33 protein-coding genes are annotated in these 25608 nt (G+C 55.7%); 6 read left to right on the plus strand and 27 right to left on the minus strand.

The features are described from left to right. The 22 genes from L977_RS09760 to L977_RS09860 form a co-directional block, all read right to left on the minus strand. Nucleotides 1-1038 (minus strand): phage tail tape measure protein (locus L977_RS09760; protein ID WP_047625659.1); only part of this gene is annotated, 1038 nt, incomplete at its 3' end. Continuing rightward, nucleotides 1031-1150 (minus strand): GpE family phage tail protein, encoded by a 120-nt coding sequence (locus L977_RS09765; RefSeq protein WP_023616176.1) that lies wholly within the window; start codon nucleotides 1148-1150, stop codon nucleotides 1031-1033. The genes L977_RS09765 and L977_RS09760, both read right to left, overlap by 8 nt. A gap of 32 nt (nucleotides 1151-1182) precedes the next feature. Next, entirely contained in the window at nucleotides 1183-1491 is a 309-nt protein-coding gene (locus tag L977_RS09770; RefSeq protein ID WP_032635522.1) for a phage tail assembly protein, read from the minus strand. Between the two features lie 56 nt (nucleotides 1492-1547). Beyond that, nucleotides 1548-2066, minus strand: a complete 519-nt coding sequence (locus tag L977_RS09775) for a phage major tail tube protein (RefSeq protein ID WP_023309235.1) — start codon at nucleotides 2064-2066, stop codon at nucleotides 1548-1550. Between the two features lie 11 nt (nucleotides 2067-2077). Next, nucleotides 2078-3271: a phage tail sheath protein gene (locus tag L977_RS09780; RefSeq protein ID WP_047625660.1), complete on the minus strand. Its 1194-nt coding sequence runs from the start codon at nucleotides 3269-3271 to the stop codon at nucleotides 2078-2080. A gap of 146 nt (nucleotides 3272-3417) precedes the next feature. Then, nucleotides 3418-3933, minus strand: a complete 516-nt coding sequence (locus tag L977_RS09785; protein WP_047625661.1) for a tail fiber assembly protein — start codon at nucleotides 3931-3933, stop codon at nucleotides 3418-3420. A gap of 13 nt (nucleotides 3934-3946) precedes the next feature. After that, entirely contained in the window at nucleotides 3947-6121 is a 2175-nt protein-coding gene (locus L977_RS24950; protein ID WP_231563537.1) for a phage tail-collar fiber domain-containing protein, read from the minus strand. 11 nt (nucleotides 6122-6132) lie between these two features. Next, nucleotides 6133-6663, minus strand: a complete 531-nt coding sequence (locus L977_RS09795; RefSeq protein ID WP_032635515.1) for a phage tail protein I — start codon at nucleotides 6661-6663, stop codon at nucleotides 6133-6135. Next, the gene (locus L977_RS09800) at nucleotides 6656-7564 is read right to left on the minus strand and encodes a baseplate assembly protein (protein WP_047625662.1); all 909 of its coding nucleotides are present in this window, start codon (nucleotides 7562-7564) and stop codon (nucleotides 6656-6658) included. Before L977_RS09800 ends, L977_RS09795 begins: the two co-directional genes overlap by 8 nt. A gap of 5 nt (nucleotides 7565-7569) precedes the next feature. Next, nucleotides 7570-7920 (minus strand): GPW/gp25 family protein, encoded by a 351-nt coding sequence (locus L977_RS09805; protein ID WP_032635513.1) that lies wholly within the window; start codon nucleotides 7918-7920, stop codon nucleotides 7570-7572. Beyond that, nucleotides 7917-8558: a phage baseplate assembly protein V gene (locus L977_RS09810; RefSeq protein ID WP_032635510.1), complete on the minus strand. Its 642-nt coding sequence runs from the start codon at nucleotides 8556-8558 to the stop codon at nucleotides 7917-7919. The genes L977_RS09805 and L977_RS09810 overlap by 4 nt, the downstream gene beginning before the upstream one ends. 112 nt (nucleotides 8559-8670) lie before the next feature. Beyond that, nucleotides 8671-9138: a phage tail protein gene (locus L977_RS09815; protein ID WP_032635508.1), complete on the minus strand. Its 468-nt coding sequence runs from the start codon at nucleotides 9136-9138 to the stop codon at nucleotides 8671-8673. Next, entirely contained in the window at nucleotides 9101-9346 is a 246-nt protein-coding gene (gene lysC, locus L977_RS24955; protein WP_230679504.1) for an Rz1-like lysis system protein LysC, read from the minus strand. The genes L977_RS09815 and lysC overlap by 38 nt, the downstream gene beginning before the upstream one ends. Then, a complete protein-coding gene (lysB, locus tag L977_RS09820; RefSeq protein ID WP_047625663.1) occupies nucleotides 9234-9659 on the minus strand; it encodes an Rz-like lysis system protein LysB in 426 nt (141 codons plus the stop codon). The genes lysC and lysB overlap by 113 nt, the downstream gene beginning before the upstream one ends. Continuing rightward, nucleotides 9656-10165 carry a lysozyme gene (locus L977_RS09825; protein ID WP_047344540.1) on the minus strand — a complete coding sequence of 170 codons (510 nt, stop codon included), beginning with the start codon at nucleotides 10163-10165 and terminating at the stop codon, nucleotides 9656-9658. The genes lysB and L977_RS09825 overlap by 4 nt, the downstream gene beginning before the upstream one ends. Beyond that, a complete protein-coding gene (locus L977_RS09830) occupies nucleotides 10149-10370 on the minus strand; it encodes an HP1 family phage holin (RefSeq protein WP_029741404.1) in 222 nt (73 codons plus the stop codon). The genes L977_RS09825 and L977_RS09830 overlap by 17 nt, the downstream gene beginning before the upstream one ends. Then, a complete protein-coding gene (locus L977_RS09835; RefSeq protein ID WP_032635504.1) occupies nucleotides 10361-10564 on the minus strand; it encodes a tail protein X in 204 nt (67 codons plus the stop codon). Before L977_RS09835 ends, L977_RS09830 begins: the two co-directional genes overlap by 10 nt. Nucleotides 10565-10743: 179 nt before the next feature. Next, the gene (locus tag L977_RS09840; protein ID WP_032635502.1) at nucleotides 10744-11184 is read right to left on the minus strand and encodes a DinI-like family protein; all 441 of its coding nucleotides are present in this window, start codon (nucleotides 11182-11184) and stop codon (nucleotides 10744-10746) included. 109 nt (nucleotides 11185-11293) lie between these two features. Then, complete coding sequence (locus L977_RS09845) at nucleotides 11294-13483, minus strand: replication endonuclease (RefSeq protein ID WP_047625664.1); 2190 nt, start codon at nucleotides 13481-13483, stop codon at nucleotides 11294-11296. A 1-nt stretch (nucleotide 13484) separates the two neighbouring features. Then, complete coding sequence (locus L977_RS09850; RefSeq protein WP_047625665.1) at nucleotides 13485-13706, minus strand: TraR/DksA family transcriptional regulator; 222 nt, start codon at nucleotides 13704-13706, stop codon at nucleotides 13485-13487. Beyond that, on the minus strand, nucleotides 13706-13933 hold the full coding sequence (locus L977_RS09855; RefSeq protein WP_029741400.1) for a DUF2732 family protein: 228 nt from the start codon (nucleotides 13931-13933) through the stop codon (nucleotides 13706-13708). The genes L977_RS09850 and L977_RS09855 overlap by 1 nt, the downstream gene beginning before the upstream one ends. A 68-nt stretch (nucleotides 13934-14001) precedes the next feature. Beyond that, the gene (locus L977_RS09860; protein ID WP_032635496.1) at nucleotides 14002-14340 is read right to left on the minus strand and encodes a DUF5347 domain-containing protein; all 339 of its coding nucleotides are present in this window, start codon (nucleotides 14338-14340) and stop codon (nucleotides 14002-14004) included. A 227-nt stretch (nucleotides 14341-14567) separates the two neighbouring features. Here L977_RS09860 and L977_RS09865 point away from each other — a divergent pair, with 227 nt between their 5' ends. Together L977_RS09865 and L977_RS09870 are read left to right on the plus strand one after the other, a co-directional pair. Next, complete coding sequence (locus L977_RS09865) at nucleotides 14568-15143, plus strand: phage repressor protein CI (protein ID WP_047027413.1); 576 nt, start codon at nucleotides 14568-14570, stop codon at nucleotides 15141-15143. Between the two features lie 193 nt (nucleotides 15144-15336). Then, nucleotides 15337-16506, plus strand: a complete 1170-nt coding sequence (locus L977_RS09870) for a molecular chaperone DnaJ (RefSeq protein ID WP_023331343.1) — start codon at nucleotides 15337-15339, stop codon at nucleotides 16504-16506. Here the strand turns inward: L977_RS09870 and L977_RS09875 are convergent, their stop codons facing one another. Further along, nucleotides 16507-17271, minus strand: a complete 765-nt coding sequence (locus L977_RS09875) for a siderophore-interacting protein (protein WP_023331344.1) — start codon at nucleotides 17269-17271, stop codon at nucleotides 16507-16509. It lies immediately after the preceding gene. A gap of 147 nt (nucleotides 17272-17418) precedes the next feature. On the opposite strand from L977_RS09875, the gene L977_RS09880 reads away from it, so the two are divergent. After that, nucleotides 17419-17913 (plus strand): PadR family transcriptional regulator, encoded by a 495-nt coding sequence (locus L977_RS09880; RefSeq protein WP_047625666.1) that lies wholly within the window; start codon nucleotides 17419-17421, stop codon nucleotides 17911-17913. Here the strand turns inward: L977_RS09880 and L977_RS09885 are convergent. Both L977_RS09885 and L977_RS09890 read right to left on the minus strand, forming a co-directional pair. Next, nucleotides 17910-19469, minus strand: coding sequence for a methyl-accepting chemotaxis protein (locus L977_RS09885; protein WP_014885301.1), 1560 nt, complete (start codon nucleotides 19467-19469; stop codon nucleotides 17910-17912). The genes L977_RS09880 and L977_RS09885 overlap by 4 nt on opposite strands. 336 nt (nucleotides 19470-19805) lie before the next feature. Next, the gene (locus tag L977_RS09890; protein ID WP_023331345.1) at nucleotides 19806-21326 is read right to left on the minus strand and encodes a methyl-accepting chemotaxis protein; all 1521 of its coding nucleotides are present in this window, start codon (nucleotides 21324-21326) and stop codon (nucleotides 19806-19808) included. A gap of 435 nt (nucleotides 21327-21761) precedes the next feature. Here L977_RS09890 and ygjG point away from each other — a divergent pair, with 435 nt between their 5' ends. After that, nucleotides 21762-23141 carry a putrescine aminotransferase gene (gene ygjG, locus L977_RS09895; protein WP_052192617.1) on the plus strand — a complete coding sequence of 460 codons (1380 nt, stop codon included), beginning with the start codon at nucleotides 21762-21764 and terminating at the stop codon, nucleotides 23139-23141. 72 nt (nucleotides 23142-23213) lie between these two features. On the opposite strand, the gene L977_RS09900 is transcribed toward ygjG, so the two are convergent. Continuing rightward, nucleotides 23214-23816: a helix-turn-helix domain-containing protein gene (locus L977_RS09900; RefSeq protein ID WP_023331347.1), complete on the minus strand. Its 603-nt coding sequence runs from the start codon at nucleotides 23814-23816 to the stop codon at nucleotides 23214-23216. Between the two features lie 42 nt (nucleotides 23817-23858). On the opposite strand from L977_RS09900, the gene L977_RS09905 reads away from it, so the two are divergent. Continuing rightward, nucleotides 23859-24545, plus strand: coding sequence for a B3/B4 domain-containing protein (locus L977_RS09905; protein ID WP_045134801.1), 687 nt, complete (start codon nucleotides 23859-23861; stop codon nucleotides 24543-24545). Nucleotides 24546-24557: 12 nt separating this feature from the next. Further along, on the plus strand, nucleotides 24558-25406 hold the full coding sequence (locus tag L977_RS09910; protein ID WP_023331349.1) for a dihydrodipicolinate synthase family protein: 849 nt from the start codon (nucleotides 24558-24560) through the stop codon (nucleotides 25404-25406). A 55-nt stretch (nucleotides 25407-25461) separates the two neighbouring features. On the opposite strand, the gene L977_RS09915 is transcribed toward L977_RS09910, so the two are convergent. Beyond that, the coding region (locus tag L977_RS09915; RefSeq protein ID WP_047625668.1) for an antibiotic biosynthesis monooxygenase at nucleotides 25462-25608 on the minus strand (147 nt) is incomplete at its 5' end.

Below are 25608 nucleotides of genomic sequence, written 5' to 3' on the forward strand. Positions count from 1 at the left end.
TGCATCCGCAGCGGGCGCAGCGGAGGTGACGGCCGCCACCATCTCAGCGAGGCTGGTATTTGAAGAGGTAGAACCGCGCATAAGCACATCTGCGATGCGTCCCGCGTCCGTATCGGCCAGGCTATACGCGGCCTGCGTGCTGGCGATCATATCGGCCGCTTTAGCCGCGTCGACACTCCCCGCCAGGCTGAGGTTGACCGTTGGCGCGGTGGCCGCAAGCAGCCCATCGGCGTCATAGCCTGAACGAGTCAGTTCGGTTTGTGCCCGGAGGACCGTATCTGCAGGTACTCCGGTGCTGGCGCTGACCTCCCGCGCCTGCTGGCGAATCGCCTCAAGCCGGGAATCCCCCTTCGCCAGGCCAAGGTTTGCCTGAATGGCCGACATCTGCTTTTCAAAGCTGATGCCAGGCGCCATAAACCGGGACGTCTGGTCAAAGCCCGCTTTTGCCATTCCCACCCCCGCAGTCGCCAGCTGGTTCACCCGCGCGACAACGCGTTTGCCTGACTCGTAGCGGTTCTGAACGGCACTCAGTCTCTCCTGCTGCTGATTGACGCGAGCCAGCGCATCCCGCTGTCGGTTAAGCTGCTGCGTTTTTTCACTGATTTGGGTTCGTAAACGACGCTCATCCGACGAGAGCGTGCGCGTGTTTATGCCTGCCTGTGTGAGTTCAGCGCGCTGACGCTGAACCGAGTAGCGCAGGTTGTTGTACTCAAGCTTAAGGTCGGCTGCCGATTTTCGGGCTGCGGACAGTGCATCAGCCTCTGCCTGGGTGGGGTTTTGCGTGTTTTTAAACTGCACCGCCAGCGCCGCTGCGTGCTGTTTCGCCCGGGCAACCGACTGCTCAGTCATGGCGAGCCGGGCGTTTGCTTTCCTGAAGCCATCAATCCGCCCCGCCTGCTCATCGAGCGCCCCCAGCGCCGTCTGTGAATCACGGATATCGCTTGCGAGAGTGCGGCTCGCGTTATGGAGAGCGTTAATCGGTCGGGTTGCCCGGTCGACTGCCTTAAGCAGCTCCTGAAGTCTGACATTATTACTCATGGTGGTTTCCGCTTCGCTGCAGCGCTTTTTCGCGCCATAAGAGGAGTTCGGTCACGCTCAGGGAGTACAGCTCTGACGGCGGCCAGTGAAAGATCACCGCGATATCCGCCATCAGATCGTCGACCGACAGGTTTTCGGGAAATTTCAGCGAGCCGAAGCCGGTGACAAAAAACCGATCACCTTACCTGCAAAAGAGAGCAGATCGCAGGCATCCAGGCGCGCGACCTCATGCTCGGTCAGTGCTGGTGAGGTCATTCGCGGCAGCACCTTGATCAGCGCATCGACATCGGATTGCGCCAGCGACGCCAGCGATACCCCACGCAGGGTTCCCGCATTGGGTTTTGCAACGGTCACTTTTTCAATTTTTTGCTCGCCGCGCAAAACGGGGCTATCAAGCGTGACGATGTGTGGGTTTTCACTTTCGTTCATGGTGGTCTCGTTGATATTTTCCATTTCGATACTCTTCAGAAAGTTAACTTACCGGCCGGCGATCCCGGCCGGTTAAAGGGTTACAGGCCGATGGCCTTACGGTGTTCTGCCAGGCGATCAACGCCATCGACTTTCAGCACCATGTTGATGATGTCGATTTCAATGATCTCTTTGCCATCGATGGTCAGCTGGTAGTACGCGCACTCGGTGGACATCTTGGTGGTGCCGCTCTCGCCCTGCTTGTTTTCACCGCCATCAAACTCTTTGTGACGGCCGCGCATGACGATTTCGACGGCGGAGATTTCGCCGGTATCATCGCGCTGATAAGAGCCGGTAAAGCGCAGAGGCACGCTGTCCGCGCCCGGAGAGGCATACTGTGCCCACAGTGCCGCGTCCGGCAGGCCGCCAACGGTCCACTCCAGCGCCAGGGCATCATCGTCCAGGCCAAGGTCAACAGAGACCGAGCCCGGCATGCCGCCACCGCGATACTTCTCCAGCTTGCGGGTAAGTTTGGGTAAGGTGACAGACTCAACAACGCCCATATAGCTCAGGCCATCGTTGAACATATTCAGATATTTCAGTTTGCGTGGTAACGCCATGCTTCAGCTCCTTAGCTATTAACCGAATCTGACAGGTCAGCCAGATAGGTATCGGTGATGCGCTGGCGCAAGGTCAGATTTTCCAGCGGCGGGACAGGGGTGTAGTCGTAATCGATATACAATTTCCCCGCTTTCAGGGTGGATGCATCGTTCGATTCAGGGTCATACCAGCAGGAGCCGTCAACGATATAGCCGTTGGTTTTGAGCTCGCGGAACTTGGCATTGATACCGGACACGATGTCGCGGATAAGCGTAGGGGTAATGGGTTTATCCATCGCCCATGCATGCGCTTCGGCCATGGTATCGGCCAGCACCTGTGCGGTACGGGTGTAGTTTTCAAAGACGAATAACGGATCGTCTGAACAGGTACGGTTGCCCCAGAATTTGAAGCCATCGTTACGAATCAACGTGGTGACACCGGCCTGGTTAAGCAGGTTGGCATCGGTCGCTTGCTCCTGCAGATCCCAGGAAACAGAGGCGCTTACGCCCGTGACGCCGTTGACGCCCACGTTCGACAAGGTTTTATGCCAGCCCATTGTCTGGTCGATTTTGGCGCGCAGGCCAAGGGCGCGAGCGGTCGCCCATGCCATCGTCGTCGCATTCGTGGTGGTATCCCATGCCAGAAAATCAGGGTGGATAACCATCAGCTCGCGCTGGCTGAAGTTTTTGCGGTACTCGATCGCGTCAGAAATGGTTTTACAACCCCATGCGCTGACATAGCCGAACGCGCGCAGGCTCTGGCACATTGCGGCCAGTGCGGTTGCCACTTCCTGAGAGTCCAGCCCCGGTACGCCGAGAATACGCGGCTTAACGCCGGTGACCGTTTTCGCGGTCAGAAGCGCCTTCAGGCCGGTGTATTTGCCGTTTTCGTCGGTAGTACCGATGATGTTAGAGATAGTCTCTTTCTGCGCCGCTTCAGGATCTTCCGGGTCGTCGATACCTTCGGCAACACGCACAACCACAACGACCGGCTTGCACTGGTCAGCGATAGCCTGGAGGGAAGCGGACAGCGTCCCCTGTTTACCAGCTTTCGCAATGGCGGATTGCACATTAGTAATGAGCACGGGCTCGTTAAGAGGAAATGTCTGTTCGTCAGCATCGCTGGCCGTACAGACCATGCCGATGATTGCCGTCGAGACGGTGGAAATAGTGCGGGTGCCATCGTTGATTTCAATGACTTCCACGCCGTGGTGATAGTCGCCCATCCGTTTAACTCCTTCGTTTAGTGGTGAGGCTATTGTCTGCGGAGAGCGTGATTGATGCGACGAATTGGGGTTGGGGAAAGGATTACACAACAAACGAAAAACCCTCCGGATGGAGGGTTCTGGTTATTTCTATTTTTAAGATTAATTTACTGAGGAAGAGCAGGAAATTTAACGGGTAATACAGTGATATCACAGGCTTCCAGTTCTTCAATATAATCAAGCCAGGCGTTTAATGTCTTTAATTGTGACTCGGTCAGTGTTCTACCTGCCATTAATTTGGTCTGCGGAACAACTATTTTTTCTCTTGCCTCGCTAAGTAAGCGTTCAAACTGCTCTTTGGTCTGTTTAATCAGCTCTTCCTGCGAATAGGTGAATGGGATGATCTTATCGCCATCGAATACCCAGCGTTTTCCTAAAACAAAAAAATCATCCGGCACACTGTTTTTTTCAATTTCCGAGACTGATAAATTTTCCGGAGCCAACATGGATGCATCCCAGGAAGCTGCAACAATATTGCCTTTGCCATCAAACATAAATTTCAAGGTGGTCGCCGAAAACTTACCCTGAGATCCATACCAGTCGTTTCCCTCTTCGTCGGTGAATACCATGATAGAAAATCCATCAACTTGTTTTGTCATTGCAGTGAAATTTTTCATTAACATTGAATAATTCTCCTTATGCAAAGGCCACAGTAACCCATGAGCCGCCATTAATCTGATACTGCAACGGACGAAGACGAATCCAGTAATTTGAACTACCCCGGTCAGCCCATGATGTCATCACCCCGCCAGCCATGCGCTCAGTATTCCCACGCTCGTTATATTCGGCAGATGCACCAAAACGAATTCCCGTTACATAGCTACCTTTTGCCTGATATCGTGCTTCGCTTTCTGCCTTCGCATACGAATCCCCCACCTTTGCCAACGTGACAACAGCATTACTGGCTTCATGCCTCATGTACGGCCTTGACGCATCACCATTCGCAAAGCCAGCATAAGAGACACTGTCGCGAAGCAGGAAGCGCGTATCTGCTAGCGTTTTGGTATAAAAACGGCCATCAAAATTAGCAAAATTGCCCGGTATAATTTGTCCTGGCGCAGAAAAATTACCGCTGGTATCCCATTTATAGTTAACGTCCTGACCGCCACTACCTTTCATGTGAAGATGCCAGGAAAGAAGGGTATCGGAGACAAGAGAACCCATGGAAAAAGCCCACGAATTGATCCCGGTAATACTTGCCTGTTGTTTTAACACTGGATGGTATTCACTCGATCCAGTGGTTGAAAAGGTGTTATAAAATGGTGCTTTTGTTTTGTACTGTTCTACCCATGCGTAAACACCACTATAACTTGCGGTAATCTCCTTCGAGGCATAAATGGTGTTACCTACAGTAAGCGGTGTTTCAGATTGCAACGCCCCGGTTTCAAGGCTAACCCGTAAAGGACGCAGAGCATTATAACCGCCGTAAGCATCGCCCTTATTGGTTAGCATCAGATAAAGATTATAACCATCGTTACGCCAGAAACAGCCATAGTCTCCATATGCAATTCGATAACTATTGGGTGAAAGAGATTGTACTTCCCCGTTTGAACGTAAAAACCCGCTAAATTGCCCCGCGCCGTTAGTTTGAAATAACAACGAACCATCTTTATTTCGCTGTGAGTAAAAATGGTAGCCAGTGTCATCCCCCAGTTCAACTACAGATGGCCGGTCTACATTACCCCAAAGGCGCAGGGCTGCATTCTTATCAGAGGTATTAGAGGAATAAAAAGAGAATTTTTTCATATTCCCCGCATAAAACCCGCCAAGTTGCGAGGTAATATTACCCCTCACTCTCAGGCCTGTACTCGCGCTAATCGCCAGTTCCTCCTGTGTATCGGTATTACCTGTTGCCAGGCGATACTCAATACCCTGCACGGTTTCATGCCAGATAGTATCTGATGCTCCGCCACGCATTTTACGCAGATAATTTTTATTGCCTGTCGTAGCGTTAGAAAGTGCGGTTAAGTTATAGGTTGACTGTGCTATAGAGTCTTGATTCAACGTTCCGGTCATACTGTCGCCTGACTTGCTGACTCGCTCGCTAGCATTTTTATTGGCAGCAACGGCGTTATCGTTTGCGACTTTAACCGCTTTCGGCGTCGCCGCCAGCACCTCAGAGACACTATCAATAGCGCTGCTTAGCTGGACAATTCCTTTGCGCGCAGTTGTCGCATCCACCGCGGTGTACTTACCATTTGCCAAATCGTACGCCGCCTTCACCGCTTTCGGCGTTGCAGCGAGCACCTCGGAGGCGCTGTCGATTGCGCTGCTGAGTTGTGTAAAACCCTTGGCGGCAAGGGTCGCGTCCGGATGGCGCCGCGACTGTTCATGCTCCGCGAGCTTACCGTCTACATAATCCTGCGACGCCATCACCGTTGAGGTGTCAATCGTCAACTCAACCGAAGAGATATCGCTCACCATAATGACCATACGTACAGTCTGTGCGCGTCCCGAGCCCTCTTCCAGCTTGGGCTTGTAGCTTTCTGCCATATTCCCGACCGCAATCAGCGTCCCGGTATCGTCATACAGCCCCATCTCGCGCATCCAGAAACCGCCAACCTCAGGAGGAATCAGCAGCTCCGCCACGACATAGTTTTTATTCTTTTTGTCCTGGCTGATTTTATTCAGCGCATGCCGCCAGACTTCATTGACGAGTTTCGTCTGGTTTGCGTTTGGCGCTGGCAACGCACCGCCACCGTCACCTACGGCCATCGTCGTAAAGTTCACTTTCTTGCCGTTCGGGACGGTCGCGGCAGCCAGTTTTTCGACACCGGCTTTGGTGATAACCGTTTTATATTTCACTGTCATTGTGCTCTCACTTATCCGGGATAAACCGTGATGATGTCGCCGTCATAGCTCAGGGCACCGGTGTAGAGATATCCCGGTATGTCCTGGATGATATTCAGGCCAATAAGGTGGCGGCTGGCAGGCTTTGCATCAGCAATAAGCCTCTCCATTTCGTAATACATTTCCTCGGTGATGCCCGTGTCTAAGACGCCGATATCAAGGCGAAAGGTGCCGGGCGGATCGTTGGTTTGCCACCATTCGGTGACGTTGATCAGATAGCCAAGCGGTTCCACCACACGACGCACGGCGCCAATCGTCCCCTTGTGGGCATGAATAAACCACGCCGCGCGAATCACATCCCGCCTGGTGGCTTCCGGCCAGTTCTCATCCCAGCGATCAACCGAAAACGCCCATGCCAGCCAGGGCAGCAGATTCGCCGGGCAAGTGTCCGCACTCCAGAGATGCCGCAGCGGAACAGGCGTATTTTCAATGTCTGCACAGGCGCGCGCGGCCGCCACCTCAAGAGATGACGAACCAACCGGTAAAAGGCGGGTATTACTCATCGTTCCCCCCCACGGTTACGCTGTAGTGGCTGCACCATGAAGCCTGAGTTTCATCAAGTACAATGTCAGCCGCGGGCGCGGTCAGCTCTACGCGTTGCACCCCTTCAACATGCAGTGCCGCGTAAATGGCGGACTTGCGAATATCGCGTCCAAGCCGATGTTGAGCCGTGATATAGGCCTGTAACCGGGCTCTTGCCGCGCTGAGTAAAGGTTCACTTTCAGGGCCGGGAAAAAGGAAAAGCGATGCCTCAATTCGGTAGTCAACAATGTTGGCCGACTGGACGGTCACACGGTCGGCAACGGGCCTGACGTCCTCATCGTTCAGCGCATTGCGAACAACGGCGAGCAGTTCCTCAGAAGCCACGCCGTTATTCTCCCGGGAGAGCACAGAGACCGTGACGTTCGCCGGCTGTGGACTGATAACGGAAATATCCGCCACCCGGCCATCTGCACTGCGACCGTGGAACTGATAAGCGCCCGTCGAACCGGCCACGCTCAGCCCTTCCGGCGCTTGCTGGATGCGCAAACGAAAGTCGGTATCAGACTCCATCACAGCTGGCGTGGGCGGAAACGTCGTATCGTCGGCGGGGGTAATGACCAGACGCGCAAGGTTAGCGTTAGCCCCAAGCTGGTCGAGATCGCGGCCGGCAGCGTAGGCCAGCATGACCGCACGCGCGGCCTCGTTCACGCGCTGGCGCCACATGACCTCCCGATAGGCGTTCTCCTGCAGCAGCTTCACAATCGGCTCTGATTCCAGCGTCAACGTCCGTGCAATCGCCTCTCGCTCCTCTTCCGGATAGAGCGAGACAAAGGTGGCCTTTCGTTCTGCCAACAGCGTTTCATAATCCACCTCCTCCACGACATCAGGCGCGGCGAGCTGGCTCAGATCAACAATAGCCATAGCGTTTAACTCAGTGAAATGGTGATAGAAAAAGATTGTCCGGAAGTCGGGCGCGTGCCGGTGATATCGACATACAACGTCCCGTCATTCTCCGAACGCTCGAAAGTGATGGCCGTCAGGCTGATCCGCGGTTCCCATTTCTGGATAGCGGAATAACATGCCGCCATGATTTGCAGACGCAGCGCAGGGCTCTGTGGCCTGTCGATCATCGCCGCCAGCAGCGAGCCGTAATCACGGCGCATAACCCGCGAGCCGACAGGCGTCACCAGAATATCGCGCACGCTCTGCCGGATGTGTTCTGCCTCTGAAATGCTGAGCCCGGTCTGCCTGTTCATCCCCCTGTAACGCACCGTCATTGTGTCCCCTTAGTCCAGCTTCCGCCGCTTTGCACACTGCCGTGCGCGTGGTTGTCCACCTGCACCCCGTTGGAGGTGAATTGACCGCCGGAATGCGCAATATTCCCGGCCATTACCCCGCCCTTCTGCACCTCAAGCGAGGCGGTAATTAACTTGTTGGTACACACCACCTCAGGCGTATCCAGCGTGATGCGGGACGTTGACGTCACCCGCACCTCCGGCACGGTGGCGGTCAGCGATTCAGAGGCGGTAATGTCGGCTGTTTTAATACCTGAAACCGTCAGCGCCCCGCGTTCGGGTTCGTACTCGATCACCGCGCCGTCAGGAAACGAGACGTGGAACGCATCAGGCGAACCGGACGGCGCCGGATGGTCGTCCGAGAAAATACCCGGTAGCACAAAGGCGGTATCGAGCTCGCCGCCGATGGCCAGCAGCAGTACCTGTTCTCCCTCGGAAGGGGCCCACCACACGCGCGAACGTCCCGCACGACAGGTTAGCCAGTTCAGCCAGGTGGTTTTCATCCCGCCGGTCTGCACACGACAAAGCCCTCTGTTGAGGTCAACATCGGTTACAACACCGATACGAATAAGATTGCGGATCGCGCGAGCGATGCCGTTCATGGAAGTTAGCGTATTCATAAGAAGAGAATGCCGTTCAGAAAGAACGGCAGCAACGAGACGGGGTTTGGTGCGGGATGAGACAACAAGCAGGCAAGACAACAGACCGCAGGCGGCCCTCAGCGCGGGGAAATTACGCCTCCCACTCGCTGACCAGCTCCCCGTTGATGTATAGGGCCTTCGGACGCGTGACGGGCTCCGGCAGCGGCGGTTCGGGGGAATACGTTGCGTGCAAACCGCCCTCTTCCTGAGAAACAAGAATGCGCTCGGTTAATTGTACTTTGATGCTGATATCCATCGTATCGTCATCGTTTAAAACGATCGTGAAGGAACAGCCGTTTTTGCGGCCTTCATCGAGGGTAAAAATGTCCGGCTGGTTTTCCCCAAGCCAGGCCACTACCGGGACGAAAACGCCCTCGCTGTCGCCGGAGAAGCTGTTGACCTTCGCATTCAGCTCATAGTGCTTTTCAAAGGAGAGCGAGGAGGCCAGCCGGGAATCGATATTGCCGCTGCCGACCGACATCTGCAGCCGATCCGGGTTTGCTTTCAGTTGGGGAATCGCGTCAATTAATGCCTGACGCAGGCTCTTGAGTTTGTGCATCGATTTTATCCTGACAGTCTTTAATGGTTTCAACCTGCAGCGCGCAGGCGATAAGGGCATACTCAAGCCTGCGAATATCTGCGCTGAGATCGCCGTTAGTGGCGGGTTCGCTTCCCGGCATCGGGCAGCGGCTCACCTTCGGGCAGGCGTTGTAAACAATGGGCTGCAGAGGCGCAGGCGGTGCGGGTGTGCAACCGGCGGACAGCATCAGGCAACTGAGTGGTATACCAGCGGCGTAACGCGTCATTTTCATTGAGTAATCTCCCGATAGTCGCTTCCCGTCTCGCGCGTTCCTCACTCGCAGTGAGCAGTTCTTCACGAAGCCTGACCTGGGCGACTTCATGTGTTCGGGCAACCCGTTGCGACAGGGAAAGCTGTTGGTTAAGCGTGGCGAGGACGTTTTTTTGTTCACTGGCAACCCGGTTCGCGCTGGCTAAGGAACGGGACAGCGTCAGGTTGTCATGCCGAAGCCACAGCGTGATAGCCAGCAGACCGGCCAGCAACAGCATCAGGACTTTCACGGCAGCCCCTTCATGCACCAGGCCTTCTCGCGGATACGACGATTTTCCAGCCCGGCATTTTTAACGCCATTCACATATACCCAGCGGGTAAGTTGCCCGCATGCCTGCGACCACTGTTTACGCTTAATAAACGACACCAGGGTCGAACGGCAGGCGGCGCCCGTGCCAACATTAAACGTGAAACTCACTAGCGCGTCGTAGACCCGGGGTGGCATCTCAACCGACGCGCACACTGCCAGCCGACGTTCAACATTGAGCACATCAGCGACCAGATTTACCGCTGCCTCACGCTCGGTAATATCCCGTGCAGGCACAACGTTTGCCGTGTGGCCAATGCCAGACGTCCAAACGCCAGCGCTACACCGGTAGGGCGAGAGGCGACATCCTTCGAGATCGGCAATCAACGCCAGCCCATCAGGGGACGTTTTCAGTAACCGAAAGTCAGGTATCAGCACCGCCAGGGCCAGCACGCCGGCAACGCTGCAACGCTTAATGATTGAGTTCACGAATACTCTTCTTATCGAGTCCAAGAGACTGGAGATAGCGCCAGGTTTTTCGTTTGAACCAGTAATTCGTCAGCGCGGTAAAAATGGCGCACAGACTTCCCACGTACAGCGCGACTTTTTCAGGAGACATCGCCCCGAACCAGGCCAGTGCCACGGCCAGCCAGTAGGCGATAAACGTGGTGATTTTCTCCAGGCTCAGTCCCATAGGTTTACGGATTCTTTTGTGGGGGCGCTATCAACCTCCGGCATCTCTACCGGCGTGCCATGAGGCAAGATAACGCCTGATTCGGCGAGGCCAGAATTGGCCTTCAGAACGGCTTCAACGACGCCTGCCGTGCGCCCATAAAAACGGGCGCAAATGGCATCAAGCGTGTCCCCCTGCATTGCATAGATCTTCATCAGACGCTCCCAACATCCGGTTTTCCAGGTACTGTAGAGTTTCCTGGGCCAGCGGCTTTTTCGCTATCGATGAGAGATGGGCAATCCCGGACACAACAGACCGTCCGCGAGCAACAATGCGCGGTTTAAGGGAAACGCAAAATCTGAATGAAGTGTTCGTTCCGGGTAATGACGCAGGGCTAGCGCCAGCTTTCATCTTCCCAGACTTCCCGGAGAATAGAATCCAGCGCCTCGCGATCGGCCTCCCTTTCAAGCCCCTGGAGCTCAACCCCCGTTACCGACCCTATTTTCACGGTTACCCGCGATGAGGGAAACAAGGCGCCTATCCTGCGGGTCAATTCACACTGAAATGCCTCGACGATGGACTGGCCAATCAGCTGATCTTTATCGAGCGTGATGTTCACCCGAACATTGCTCTCTTTTTTGATTCGTTCCGGAACAGGCGATGCCGAGAAAACAACGGTGAACGCGTTGTTCTTGATTAAATTTCCCCGCGCAATCTCAGCAATTAAATTCAGGGCAATTTCACGATCTCTCTCCTGACACGTTCCTTCTGTCGTCAGTCGCGCAATCATCTCGACTCGTTCAATCATGACTTGCTCGTTCAACTCTCTGTCCACACAACCTCCACCACGAGATACTGTATAAACATACAGTAGCACGTATTCATAAAAAGAGTGAAGCGAAAAATCAGAACACTTTACGGTATGTACATGATATCGATGGAGATTAGCATGCTCGCTGGGTTAACAGATCCGTTAAATGCCCAATACGTTCAAGGATTTTCCGCCTCTTTTCCTGATAAGAACACGCTGCCGGAAATAGCGCTCCGTCAGCTGCGCCTCGACACCATTTGGTGTGAAAGCGGCTGACGCCGCCCGCCATAAGATGCAGCGCCTCGGCACGGCTAATGACGATCCCGGTGGCGAGGCGTATCTCGTCAATCACCCTCTCAGGTATCCCGTTCTGTGGATCCCGCTCATAGACAACGGGGGTTCTCGCGCCAGGCCGAACGCGTTTGATGCGTTCGGTTAATGCCCGTCTCGCACGCCGGTTAAGGGGCTGTGAGAGATCGTTCACCGTACAGTTATTGACAGAACTCCGAGAGGGCACGGGGACATCCTGACGATCCACGGTCCGCTTCGGCACAATTTTCCACTGCGTGAGCCGGGTTAAAATCGGGCTGCCCGCGCCGACGGCGGAGTCGTACACGCCGCGGATGCAGATCGTTTCCTCGCCGTACTGGTTAAACCCGACGCGCGGCGCATACAGCGTGCGTACCTGTAAATCATCGCGACGGACAAATGGCCCGCCCTGCGCGGTGACGTAACCCGCCCAGTCCCCAGCGTCGGCAGCTTCATGGACGGCGGCAAACTCCACGCTCAAACCGCGCACGGCCTCGTTATCAGCCAGACGGCGCAGCTCGCGATAGACCGTGACCGGTGCCCCGCCGATAAACTGAAACTGGCGAATGTGCCAGCGTCCCGCCCAGGCTGAAACAGCAGAAGCCATCTCCTTCAACAGCCCACCGCTTTCATAATCGGTCTCACCATCAAGCGCAAAGCCGTCGATATTCTTTGAGATGTATTTGGCAACATAGCCGGTCGCGCTGCCCTTCAGGGGATCGATCGCCTCCGCGTGAAAACGTGCCTTTCTGGCACTTTCGCTACGCAGTTCTGTGGCCTCTTCCTGGCAGGCATAATCATTCATAATTTGGCGAACGTGCCCGACATCTTCCGGCAGCATAAACATCAGCATGTGCCAGTGGGGCGTGCCGTCGTGATGAGGTTCCGCAACGCGGATACCAAAAATTCGGCGCCCCTCACGGTGCAGCTTTGCGCGGATGCGCGCCCACAGACGGGTGAAGTAGCTTTGCGTATCCGCCGGGCTGGCCCCGTTCCACTTCGCGTTGGGGTAGCCTGATTTCACCGTCGCGTGATATGCCGAAGGCGCGGTTAAGGTATAGAACTCGCCCACATAGCCCAGTGCCTGGCAGATATTTTCAAACCCGCGAATGCGGGTCATCAGTTCACAGCGACGTATCGCCGGGTTGGCGACCGAGGTATCGATTTTTTCAATCAGGCTGATGCGGTTGCCCTCTTCATCTTCGAGTTCCATGCCCTTAAGAAATTCACGGGTGCGGCGCTTCTGCTCGCGCCATTCGGTCACGCAGCGCTTGCTCGCATACGCCGTTCTCATTTTGCTGACGTTGCCAAGGGCAATCTGTAAATGCTCGCGCCAGGCAGCCGCAATCCGACGCAATCGCCCGCGCCACCATGTCTCTGAAAACAGGCGGATCACCGCTGCGGCAACATCGTCTTTGTTGAAAAACGTCTTCGACACCCGTTCCCAGTGTGGAGGTGACACCTTAAACTGCCGGGCGATCAGGCCGGCGCGCTGATACCAGACGTAAAGCGTCTGGTATTCACCCAGGTCAGCATCATTTATATTCGCCAGCTCACCGCGAATAAAGCTGGCGATATCTGCGGCCAGCAGGTCGATATCCGCGCGGGACATATCCGCAAGTCGGTTAAAGCGTGCAACCAGATCAACCATGCGGGAAGCTAGATATTGCTGAAGCGGAGTGTCGAAATGGCCGTCAAACACGGCCCTGGCGACCGTGTCATGCAGGCCTGCGCAGGCATAGCGTTCAGAGACCAGCCGCAGACGGGGTAACATCCTGTTGCAGAAGCGGACCAAAAAGGCATTGGCCTGCGGGCTGCCCTGACGCTGTTCGAGGTCATCAACCGTGCGCCAGACGTCGAAACGCACGCAGTCAGGTTGCAGGGAGAGGGCAATCCTTGCCTCCCGTAGCGCCGCGAAAAAACGATCGCGGCGCTGCTGCTGGGCATGGGAAAGGTAAGGGCTGGCAATGGCCGACCGTGGAGCATTCCACGGATACGCAAATGACGTAGCCAACTCACCCTCCCCGGATATGTTTATTTTTCATCTCCGCAATCTCCTGGCAGGTGATGCACAAGGCCACACCAGGCACCACCATTCGGCGCGCCTCCGGTATCGGGGCCTCGCAGTCCTCGCAAAGGAAACGCGAGGGCGTTGCTGGCCGTCTGCGGGCGCTATTAATGTGCCGCTCTCTGTCTTCCTGCTCGCGCGCTTGCGCAAGATCGATAAAATCGGCCATCAGTGCAGCTCCTGGGATTCACGTTCGTAGCGGGCCGCCTCGTGGCACAGCAGTTCGGCAACGTCTTCTCCGCTCATGCCGGTTTTATAGATATGGCTTGCCAGCGCCTCCAGGCGCAGGGAGACCGCGAGGGCTCGCGCGCAGCGTTCCTCTGTTTTTGCCTCCGCCAGCAGGCGTTTCAGTTCCTCACTTCCGGTCGGATAAGGGCGGTTTTCACTGTTTCGCATCACGCGTTCTCCTTAAATTCAGGCAATAGAATGCCCGGCGGGTTTACGCCATTAGGTTTGTGGTTGGGTTATATCGGCATGGTCAGCCGTTCAGGAAATAAACTCACGACAGCACGAAAATGGTTCATGGCATTAATCAGCGCCTTTTTCTCCTCTGTCGTCAGCTCACTGATATCGCACTCATGACGGGCGACGGGTAATCTCGCCAGGAAAAAGATGGCGGCCAGCGCCCTGCCATTCTCCTCAAAACAGGGATCGCGCTTATCGCGCATCTCTGCCATAAACCGTGCCAGCTCTTTTCCGCTATCGTTCCCGTATCGGGCACGCAGTTCTGCGATGTGGTTAAGCCCGTTAAGACGAGCCCCCACGCTGAGTGGAACGCTTGCACGGGCAGCCTCTATCGCCATATCTCCCCTCGCGTAAATTCACGCACGCCAGTGCGCTGAAAACGGGCAGAGCACGGTTTTTTCCGCCGTTTGATGATTGCGATTTCAGATGCCATGCTGCATGATTCCCATTTTGATAATGTCTGCAATCAATAGTCTCTGTTTGCCAACGTCTGCTGCTGATTGCTCGAATTTGCAATGATATTAATACCCAAATGAGTATTAGTAAACACTCAAAGGAATATATTTTGATCTTAGATTCTCAAGTGAATAATGAAGAGTTACTCGATAGAATCTGTCAGGTATATGGTTTCACGCAGAAAATTCAGCTGGCACGCCACTTTAATATCGCCGCCAGTTCGCTTCAGAACCGCTACGCACGCGGTACCATCTCTTACGACTTTGCGGTTCAGTGCGTGCTGGATACCGGCGCCAGCCTTCGCTGGCTGATGACCGGACAAGGTGCGCAATTTGAAGGTAACCCCGCGCCGGGCGATCCTGTGTCAGTCTCCACATTCACACTCAGTGATGGAAGACTGGAAGAAAATACCACTTTGAGTATTGATTCTACTTTCTTTAGTAAACCACTGGCGCGCGGCATCGCCGTCCGGGCGGAAGGTAAGCTGCACTTTATCGAGAAAGAGGCATCGTTAACCGACGGCGTGTGGCTGGTTGAGATTGAAGGCACCGCCAGCATCCGCGACTTAACGCTGCTTCCGGGTAAAAAACTCCACGTGGCGGGCGGCAAAGTGCCCTTTGAATGCGGTATCGACGAGATAAAAACGGTGGGTCGCGTGGTGGGGATTTACAGCGAGGTGAGCTGAGGGCGGTTAGTAAGCATTCGCCGCCAATGGGGGCGCTCGCTTGCGGGCAGAACACGGATAAAGTGAGCGCGACACAACCACTCATTAAAGAAATCCCCCATCGCGCCGATCATCATCCGTGTGTATTATTTCCTGTAGCGTTGCCCACAACTACCCTTAACTCAAATACTTAAGCGCCAAAGCGAAAGGCATCATGAGCACACCGATCAAACGGCTAGAAATCATTAAAAATGCCATTGAACTGGAAGATGACGACATCATCCAGAGCCAGCTGACACGGCTGAAGAATGAAGCGTTTGACGATGAGCTACAGGCAATCGTCGTGGCGCTTGAGCAGAAGAATTACACCGCCGCCATCAGGGCCATTACCGCCTGGCTGCAGGGCCAGCGCGCCATCACCCCGTGGCGTGACCCGCAAGTGGCAGCCAGCAAGCTGGAGCTGAAGGCGCTGGAAGAGCGTCTGCGCGATCTCATCGATCGCCGCAACGCGCGGGTGCAGCAGCTTGATGAGTTCAACGATCTCTATTTCTCCCGTCTCGGCCCGCTGATGCAGCAGATCCTCGCCCTGCGTAAAACGCTGGCAGAGCTCAACCTGCGTCGTCAGCAGGCGGAAGCGCGTCGTCGCGAGGAAGATTACCGTCGCTGCCAGCGCTATATGGCGCAGGCGGTGGAGGTGCTGGCGACGCTCACCCAGCGCTGGCGCGATCTCCCGGCCGACTCCGTGCAGGCGGCTGAGGCGCGCAAGCATCTGGAGCAGCAAAGTAATCTGATTGCTAATCTGCTGGCCGAGGCGCTGGAGCTGGAGAGCGGCTTAACGCGCGAAGAGGAGCCTGCTCGCCAGGCGCGTGACGAAGCCAACGAAGAGTACGAGAAGTATCGCGAGCAACATCACGATGTCGAAATGCGGCTGCGCAAAGGGAAGCACCTCTCTGAAGAAGATCAGAACGAACTCAAGCGTCTCTGGCGGCAGGCGAGCAAACTCTGTCATCCGGACCTGGTGGCGGACGACCTGAAAGAGGAAGCCAACGCGATGATGGTGCAGCTCAACCAGGCCAAACAGCGTGGCGACGTCAAGGCTATTCGCTCGCTGGTCGCCCGCCTGCAGCAGGGCTTCGAGCCGCTGATGGCCAGCGACAGGCTGAACGATCTGGAACGTATCCGCAAAAAAATGGCGCAGGTACGCGAGCAAATCGACACCTTAGTGAACGAGCTGGCGGAGCTGGAGAAAGAAGAGTCCTGGCTGCTGGTGTCGTCGCTGAGCAATATGGAGGCGTACTTTGCTCAGCAGGAGAAAGCCCTGCACGAGGTTCGCGCCTCGCTCGAACACCAGGTGAACGAAGCGCAGATGGATTCAGCAGCCTGATTATTTAGCGTGCCAGTAGGCGCTGGCACGCACCAACTGTTGATCAATCGCGTCAGTGTCAAACTGACGGCTCAGGCTTTTTACTACCTTTCCTTCCCCGGTCAGCCAGATAAAGTACTCTTCCGCCGGAACGGTCAACGCCGCCAGACGATCCGCCACCGCCTGCTCGCTGTGGCCCACTACCCAGGTGATGTCGACGTCGCTCAGGTGCGCCAGATAGTCCTTATATGCGTCGTTCCCGACCGTTACTACCGCGTGAATTTCTGGGCGAACCGGCAGTTTAGCAAGACTCTCTAAGCGTCGACGTAGCGCAGGCATACCGGATTCATCACACACGTACAGTTGCCAGGCGTAATCTTCCGGCACCACCAGCGAACCGCGCGGCCCACCAATGGTCAACGTGTCCCCCGCTTTCGCCTCAACCGCCCAGTTGCTGGCAATGCCGCCGTCATGAATGAAGAAATCGAGCACCAGTTCATGGCGAGACTCATCATACAGCGGCGTATAGTCGCGCGTCTGCGGACGCACGCCGTCGCCCCAGTCGATGCCTTCATCAGTCACCACGGGCGGCACAAACACCGCCCCCGGTGCCGGGAAAAAGACTTTGGTGTGGTCGTCGAAGCCGCGGGAGCTAAATCCCTCCAGCGCCTCGCCACCTAATACAACGCGCTGGAAACCCGCGCTCACGCGTTCCACGCGGAGCACCGTCAGCTCGCGAAAACGCAGATCATTACGAACACGCTGTGGGTAACGGGTAGATGCCATTTTTAGCCCCCTCTCTGATGAATACGATATATCTAAATTAATTTTTAAATGATAATGATTCCTAATCATTAAAAAAGCAAGATCTTTTAGATTGCATCTGAATATATCTTAGATATAGTTTAGATATATCAAATTGAAGGAATTACTATGCGACACGAACATGATGGCGGCGGACGCCGACCGCGCTTTTTCGGCCACGGCGATCTGCGGCTGGTGATTCTGGATATCCTGACCCGCAATGCGAGCCACGGCTATGAGCTGATCAAAGAGATTGAGAACCTGACCCAGGGTAATTACACCCCGAGCCCTGGGGTGATCTACCCGACGCTGGATTATCTTCAGGATCAGACCTTTATCACCATTACGGAAGAAGAGAACGGCAGAAAGCGAATTGCGATTACCGTGGCGGGCCAGCAGTGGCTGGATGAGAACCAGGAACAGCTTGAGCACATACAGGCACGCATCAAAGCGCGTTCTGTCGGCTTTCAGCTGCGCAAAAACCCGCAGATGAAGCGGGCGCTGGATAACTTTAAAGCGGTGTTAGACCTGAAGGTGAATCAGGGAGAGCTCAGCGACGCGCAGCTTAAGCAGATTATCGGCGTCATTGACCGCGCGGCGCTCGAGATCTCCCAGCTGGATTAAGCCGGAGCGTGTTCGCTCACGCGGAAGACGCGTACCAGCTCTTTCAGGTGCATCGCCTGTTCGTTAAGCGATGCCGCCGCGGCGACGGACTCCTCCACCAGCGCGGAGTTCTGCTGGGTGGTGGCATCAATCAGGCCAATCGCGCTGTTAATCTGCGAGATCCCTTCCGTCTGCTCATGGCTGGCCTGGCGGATCTCACGCAGGATGACGTCCATCTCTTCCACGTTGCCCACCATCCCGTTGATCAGTGCGCTCGCTTTTTCCACCAGGTTCATGCCGTCCTGGGTCTGACTGGTGGAGCTCTCAATCAGCTCACGGATTTCGCTGGCCGACGATGCGCTCTTCTGGGCAAGCTGGCGCACCTCACCGGCCACCACCGCAAAGCCACGACCGTGCTCACCGGCGCGCGCTGCTTCCACGGCCGCGTTCAGCGCCAGAATGTTGGTCTGGAAAGCAATGGCGTCGATCAGGTCGATAATGTCGGACATCCGGTTCGACGTCTCGTTAATCAGGCGCATTTTGCTGGTCACCTGCTTCATCATCTCACCGTTGTTTTTGACCACCGTGGCAGCATCTGCCGAGAGGTTGGTCGCTTCGCCAGTGTGCGAGGCGGTGTTTTTCACCGTCGCGGTGATCTGCTCCATCGAGGCTGCTGTCTGTTCAACGGAACTTGCCTGCTCTTCCGTGCGCGCGGCGAGATCCTGGTTACCCGCAACGATCTGCGCGGCTGCGCTGGAGATATTCTCCGAGCCGGTTTGCACCTGCTGCACAATGTCCAGCAGACGGTTTTTCATCTCCATCAACGCATGCAGCAGTAAGCCCGTTTCGTCTTTGCCGTGCGGCGTGATGCTGCCCGTCAGATCGCCCTCTGAAATGGCCTTCGCAAAATTCACCGCCTCGCCGAGCGGACGGGTGATAGCGCGAACGATAAACCAGCCGATCAGGCTGCCTGCCGCGACGCTAAAGAGGGTGATGAGGATCAGCAGCAGTCGGTTAGACCTGAAATCCCCTTCTACCTGCGCGCCTGCACTTTGCATCTCGCTGTTTTGAATGGCAATCAGCTCCTTCACTTTCGCTTTATAAGCCTGCTGCACGGCAAGGGTGGTGGTCATCATCTCTTGAATGGCACCCGCACGATTGTTGTTCTGCACCGCCTGCAGGATGCGATAGCGCGAGTCCAGATACTGCTGGCGCACGCTACGGATATCCGCCAGCACCTGCTGAGACTTTTCATCCTGCAACGCGTTGTTCAGCTCGCCCAGGATCACCGTGATGTGCTCGCTGATCTCTTTCAGGTGCTGCTGAGATTGCCCCGTGTAAGTCCCCTGCTCGTCCAGCAGCATCAGCTGTTGAGTGCTAATAAATTCCTGGAAGTTATCGATTAACTGGTTCGCTTTTACCGTGGTCGGATAATCACGGGTAATAATGGATTGCATCCCATTATTTGCCCGGTTCAGACTCAGCAGAGACAGGCTCGCGCTGATTGCCATCAGGACAATAAAGAACCCAAACGCCAGAAATAATTTCGTGCCGATCTTTACGTCATGTAAGAACATATTTACTCCATCGATGTGATTATTTCTCAGACGATCGCTGTTATCGGTAACGAATTCGCTAACTTTATGACTTTGATCGTTTTTTTATTTCATAACCATCACAATGGATAGGCAGAGACTATTAATTTCGTCTCATCGATCGTTACCAGACCACCAGAAGCGTGTTTTGCAAAACAGCATCATGGGAAACTGACTTAGGCAGGAATAAATAACTGAGGCACTTTTTTTAGTTATTTAATATTATATTAACAATAAAGCACATTAATAGTCACAAGCAGCCATAAAAAAGCCGTTTATTCCTTACTGAATAAACGGCTTTTCCGGAACTTTACTGACTCAATGGAGCACGGTTACCGCATCCTTCAGACGCCCGGCACGGTGTTTCACCATGGCAGAAATGTGCGCGCTCTCCTCGACCAGGTCGGCATTTTTCTGCGTGATGCTGTCCAGCTCGGCCACCGCACGGGTTAATTCTGAGAGCCCGGTGGCCTGCTCGGAGGTGGAGTGACTGATCTGAGCGATAAGCTGCGTCACGTTTTTCACCTGCTCGACAATGTCATCCATCGTGCGGCCAGCGGCGTGCACCTGCTCGGAGCCGGACTGCACTTTGCTGGCGCTGGCATCGATGAGTTTACGAATATCGTTAGCCGCACTGGCGCTGCGGCTGGCGAGATGGCGGACTTCGCCCGCGACCACGGCAAACCCTTTCCCCTGCTCACCCGCCCGTGCCGCTTCAACTGCCGCATTGAGCGCCAGGATATTGGTCTGGAAAGCGATGTCGTTTATCAGGGAGGTAATCGAGCCAATTCGCTGCGTGCTATCGGCGATGTCATCCATGGTTTTGACCACGGTCTGCATCGCATTGCCGCCCTTCGTCGCCGCACTGCTCGCGGCAACGGAGAGTTTATCCACCTCGGCGGCAGTTTCAGAGTTGCTCTGCACGGACGCGGCCATCTGGTTCATCGTTGCGACGGTCTGCTGCACATTCGCTACCGTCTGACGCGTACGATCGTTCAGATCTTCATTACCCCGGGCCAGCCTGTCGCTGCCGTCACGCACGCTCACCACCTGGCTCGAGACGTCGTTGATCAACCAGCGGCACATCAGCCCAAGCTGGCCTATCGCGCGCAGGGTCAGTCCCAGCTCGTCACTGCGGTTCAGATGCTGCACGCTGTTGCGCTCCCCGGTAGCCACCCTCAGCGCCTGTCGCGCCACGTTTTCGACCGGACGCACAATCTGTTGCTCAAACAGCAGCGTCCCCAGCAGCATGACCACCGCAGCCGCAACGAGCGGCATCCACCCTGCGGAGGTGGCGACCAGCGTGGCGGCGAGGACGGCAAAAAGCACCGCCATTACGCTACGCACCCGCCAGCGCAGCGGCATGGCCGGCAGTTTACCCAGCCAGCCCTTTCCCACCACCAGTCCTTTATGAATACGTTTCTTACAGCTGCCGTCATTCAGCGCGCGGTAGAGCGGCTCCACGGTGGCTATCTCTTCCGCCGTGGCTTTGGTGCGGATCGACATATAGCCCGTCACCTTCCCGTGACGCACCATTGGCACCGCATTCGCGCGCACCCAGTAGTGGTCACCGTTTTTGCGCCGATTTTTGACAATCCCGCTCCACGGTTCCCCCTGTTGCAGGGTGTACCACATATCGGCAAAGGCGGCTTTTGGCATATCAGGGTGGCGCACCATATTGTGCGGCTGGCCCGTCAGCTCATCAAGCGGGTAACCGCTCACCTGCACAAACGTGTCGTTGGCGTGGGTAATGTAGCTGTGGATGTCTGTGGTAGACATTAAGGTGGTGTCATCGTCCAGAGGATATTCATTCTGGGTGACATAGGTTGGAGAGGACATTGTGAGCATCCCTTGCAGGTTATTTGAATGTTAAATTTGTGGGTAATTGTTTTTTCGGCGGTAACCAATTTATCTTTAGTTGTTAAACTTGATGGAGATCGCAGATTTCACTTAAACCGCACTTTTTGTGAGAATTTATAATTCATTGATTTGAAATACTTTCTCTTGGAAATTACCTGCAAAGCATGACATGTTAACGCCCGCTTAAGTGGCATGCATTGCACTCCTTTCGTGCAATTGCGCTTTTATGCCCCGTCCTGCACGTGCTGTGCCTTATCGCTAAATCCCGTTTCGGTTGTATCGGCATGATTAAATATTGTGCAACATTATTTTAACCTGGCGTTTATCCCGATTTTCGTTAAGTCCTCTGAAGTGGCGTAATCCCTGCAATACTTAAACCAGTATCATGTGATACGCGATCCCCGGGAGCATATTTTGAACAGGTTACCTTCCAGCGCCTCGGCTCTTGCCTGTACCGCGCACGCATTGAATCTCATAGAGAAGCAAACGCTCGATCATGAGGAGATGAAACAACTTAACCGAGAGGTCATCGATTACTTTAAAGAGCACGTCAATCCAGGATTTCTGGAGTATCGCAAATCTGTTACCGCCGGCGGGGATTACGGAGCCGTAGAGTGGCAAGCGGGAAGTCTGAACACGCTTGTCGACACCCAGGGACAGGAGTTTATCGATTGCCTTGGTGGTTTTGGTATCTTCAACGTGGGGCACCGTAATCCAGTTGTGGTTTCCGCCGTACAGAATCAACTTGCGAAACAACCTCTCCATAGCCAGGAACTGCTCGACCCGCTTCGCGCCATGCTCGCGAAAACGCTGGCGGCCTTAACGCCCGGCAAACTGAAATACAGCTTCTTTAGTAACAGCGGCACGGAATCGGTCGAAGCGGCGATTAAACTCGCCAAAGCGTACCAGTCGCCGCGTGGGAAATTCACCTTCATTGCCACCAGCGGCGCGTTCCACGGTAAATCCCTGGGCGCACTGTCGGCGACCGCTAAATCCACCTTCCGCAAGCCGTTTATGCCGCTGCTGCCGGGCTTCCGCCACGTGCTGTTCGGCGACATTAACGCCATGCGCACCGCGCTGAGTGAATGCCGTAAAACCGGCGATGACGTGGCGGCGGTGATCCTGGAGCCGATTCAGGGCGAAGGCGGCGTGATCCTGCCTCCGCAGGGCTATTTGCCTGCCGTGCGTCAGCTGTGCGATGAGTTTGGCGCCCTGCTGATCCTCGACGAAGTCCAGACCGGGATGGGACGCACCGGCAAGATGTTTGCCTGCGAGCACGAGAACGTTCAGCCAGACATTCTGTGTCTGGCGAAAGCGCTCGGCGGCGGCGTGATGCCGATTGGTGCTACGGTAGCCACCGAGGAGGTATTCTCGGTGCTGTTCGACAACCCGTTCCTGCATACCACGACCTTTGGCGGTAACCCGCTGGCCTGTGCGGCGGCGCTGGCGACCATCAACGTGCTGCTGGAACAAAACCTGCCTGCGCAGGCAGAGCAGAAAGGCGACATGCTGCTGGATGGCTTCCGCCAGCTGGGCCGGGAATATCCGGATCTGGTGCAGGATGCACGCGGCAGAGGGTTATTGATGGCAATTGAGTTTGTCGACAATGAAATCGGCTATAGCTTCGCGAGCGAGATGTTCCGCCAGCGGGTACTGGTGGCCGGAACGCTCAACAACTCGAAAACCATCCGTATTGAACCGCCGCTGACGCTGACGATTGAGCAGTGCGAGCAGGTGCTGAAAGCGGCACGTAAAGCGCTGGCAGCACTGCGTGTGAGCGTGGAAGAGGCGTAAAAAGCGCCGGGTGACGCTACGCTTACCCGGCCTAAGCAAGCCCGGTAAGCGTTAGCGCCACCGGGCAGTTTTTTATCGGTGAAACTCCGCCACCGTCATGGTGAAGCGAAGCACGGTATCGCCTTCATTCCCGTAGCCGTGTGCGGCTTCCGTTTTCGCCACCGCCGACGCGCCAGCCTCAACCTGCGTCACCGTCTCGCCCACCGTCAGCGACAACACCCCCTCGTTTACGTGTAGCAGTTCACATGTGCCTGCCGGGTGCCCCGGTGAAGAGAAGTGTTCCCCCGGCTGCATCTCCCACTGCCACAGTTCAATCATGTCCGGGCCAGCGGTACCCGCCAGTAATCTGGCAGAACCGCCCTTTGCGCCCTGCCACAGAACCGGGATGGCCTGTTTTTCAATAACATGCACGACCGGTTCGCTGGAGACGTTAACAATATCCGCCACGGAAACGCCCAGCGCGGCAGCCAGTTTGCACAGGATAGCGATACTGGGATTGGCGGCCCCCTTTTCGATTTCCACCAGCATGCCTTTGCTGACGCTGGCGCGGCGGGATAGCTCATCCAGCGACAATTTTTTATCTTTACGCCAGTTGCGGATGCGGTTCGCCACGGCCAGGCTTACCTGGGCAACATCGGCCCCCTGCTCAGTCATTATATTGACTTTATCAGTCATTGGTCACTACCATGGTATAAAACAGTCGATACAGGATTATTTATGTCTCTCGTTACGCCGTCAATAGACCCGCGTCTTGCCGGGATTGCCCCGGGCTTTCGGGCGCTGAGCATTCTGGTTGAAGCCGCACAGATTACCCATCCAGAAGTTGCCCCCGCCGCGCTGACGCAGGCTTGCCAGCAGGTGTTGAATGATGATGTGCAGTGGGCAGAAGCGCATCTCGCTGCCTGGGATGAGGTATTTAAAAACTTTGGCGCGAAGCCAAAACGTACCCCCTGCTCGGCCTCCGCACTGCGAAAGCGGGTGCTTAAAGACGGTTCGCTACCTTCACTCGACCCGGTGGTGGACATCTATAATGCGGTCAGTATTCGCTACGCCATTCCGGTAGGGGGCGAGAATCTCGCGGCCTATTCCGGTGCGCCGCGCCTGACGCTGGCCGAGGGCAATGAACCCTTTGACACCCTGAAAGAGGGCCAGCCGGTGGTGGAATACCCGGATGCTGGCGAGGTCATCTGGCGCGACGATATGGGCGTCACCTGTCGTCGCTGGAACTGGCGACAAGGGATACGCACCCGTCTTGATAGCCAGGCGCAGACCATGTGGTTTATTCTCGAAAGTCTGCCAACGATGCCGTCAGGTGCGCTCGAAGAAGCGGGCGAGGAGCTGGTCAGCAATCTGCAACGATTAATGCCAGGCGCAACGGCTCAGGTTCAACTGCTGGAACTGTAAGAGGACAACACGATGTTTCACGGGTTAAGTGCGTTTCCGTTAACGCCCCTGAAAGAGGGGAAGTTTGACGAGCAGGCCTTTATCAACCTGCTGCGCCCCCTGATCGACGCGGGGGTGGATTCGCTGGGTATTCTGGGTTCAACGGGCAGCTATGCCTACCTCACGGTTGAGGAGCGCACGCATATTACCCGCTGCGCGGTGGAACATGCCAATGACATTCCGGTCATGGTCAGTATTGGCGCACTGAGACTGGATGACATTCTGCGTCTGGCTGAGCACGCGCAGAAGGCGGGAGCATCCAGCGTGCTGATGGCACCGGTGTCGTACCAGCGTTTGACGACGGACGAGGTCTATTCGCTATATGAGACGGTAACTCGCCAGCTCTCCGTCCCGCTGTGCGTTTATGATAATCCCGCCACCACCGGGTTTGAGTTTAGCGACGAGCTGATGTTTGCCGTGGCGGCGCTGCCCAATATTGGCTCGGTGAAAATGGGCCACATGCCGGAGGATGTGTCGCAGGTGCGGGCGCGTCTTCCGAAGACGGTCACGCTGGGGATAAGCGGCGACTGGCGGGCAGCATCCGCCCTGCAGGCCGGGTTTGACGTCTGGTATTCCGTCGTCGGCGGGCTGTTCCCTCAGGCGGCACTGGCAATTGCGCACTCGAAAGACAGCATGGAATCAGAACGTCTGGAGCCACTGTGGGCGCTGTTCCGCCGTTACGGCAGCGTGCGGGTGATGGCAGCGGCAGCCGAGATGATGGGAAAAGTGGAGGCACCGGCGCTCCCCTTCCCACTGCAGGCGATTCAGGGTGAGCCGCGCGAGGCGCTTGCTGCGATCCTGGCGGATCTGAAGCTGGCCTGAACAATGCCGGGTGGCGCTAGCGCTTACCCGGCCTACAAAGCCTTCACTACGTTTTCTACTCCGGCAACAACCCCACAAAACTGCGTTTTTTGCGCGGCTCCGACATCAGGTCCTCAAGCTTATCCACGCACGCCAGATAGTGCGGCGTCTGCTTATGCGCCAGCACCGCCGCTTCGTCTTTATAGGCTTCGTAGATATGTTC

This window comes from Enterobacter sp. ZOR0014 (assembly GCF_000798855.1).
Taxonomy (GTDB): Bacteria; Pseudomonadota; Gammaproteobacteria; order Enterobacterales; family Enterobacteriaceae; genus Enterobacter; species Enterobacter kobei.